This is a genomic window from Acinetobacter sp. YH16044 (assembly GCF_013417145.1).
GTDB lineage: Bacteria > Pseudomonadota > Gammaproteobacteria > Pseudomonadales > Moraxellaceae > Acinetobacter > Acinetobacter amyesii.
Map to the genome: position 1 here is coordinate 1 of NZ_VPEK01000184.1, position 1,030 is coordinate 1,030.

At 38.8% G+C, this 1,030-nt stretch carries 2 pseudogenes; both read left to right on the plus strand.

Features of this window, described 5'->3' with window-relative positions:
* A pseudogene (locus FTV38_RS17920) lies at nucleotides 1-491 on the plus strand (hypothetical protein); the annotation flags it as partial.
* A gap of 21 nt (nucleotides 492-512) precedes the next feature.
* Nucleotides 513-1,030, plus strand: a pseudogene (locus FTV38_RS17925) (hypothetical protein); the annotation flags it as partial.

Consider the following 1,030-nt stretch of genomic DNA (forward strand, 5'->3'; position numbering starts at 1 on the left):
AAATTTCAGCAACAGTTCACGAAGGTGAAATGGTAAAAAGTCGTGTTGCTCAGGGCAATAAAATGGATGTTCACGAATACAACAAACAGCAGAAAGCAAAGCAACAAACCGAAGCTGACTATCTGAACTTTATCAATGTGCCATTGCCTGCGGAGCTTGCATACAAGATTTTGAACGGTGAAAAACTTGCTGAAAAAGAGCTATTGGACAGCTTAAAACCGAAGCCAAAATCAGACTATGAGCAAGCGCAAGACTTGCTTGATCAGATCAATAATGCACAGCAGCTAATAGACAACGAGCTTGCAGATCAAAAGCCTGAACCAACTAATTTACGGGAAAAACTTGAACGGCTCAAAGAATCCAATATCCCGCCAAATGCCACAGCGGAACCAACTGAGACACTCAGTCAGAAGCTTGAACGATTGAAGCAAAAAAAGGCCGAAAAGCCCAAGCCACAATCTGATAACGATAACGATTATTCACCATTTTAACTAAAAATTGGGAGCAGTCACATGACTGACAACAGCGAGATTATTGATTTACTGACAGCCATTGTCAGCACGATTGAAAGCCAAGACATACAAGCTCAGAAAGCCAAGTCTGAGCTTGTGGAGCAACTGAAAGTCATTGCATCAAAGACTGATACAGTCAGTACAAACTTTCCGAAATTGATCGAAACGCTATCAAATTTTGATAGCAAGATTGCATCAAGTTTTGATGATATTCAAAACGTCAGTAAGCAGTTAAATAGTGTTGTTCAGCAAATTTCAGTTGCTCAAAAAGCACTTGAAATTGTCCGTTTACAAGCATCAAATCTAAATATTGAACAGACGACCACCCATATTAAAAATGCTGATGCTCAGGCTAAACAGCTTACTGAACATTTAGAAAATAATAGTCAGCGCTATCAAAATAATATGCGTGCTGCGACCAACATCGCAATTCAGCAAGTCGAAATTTTAAAAAAACAAGTCAGTACAATTTCAGACAGTTTTTCAGACATTGTCTCGAATCGAATTTCAGAAGAAAT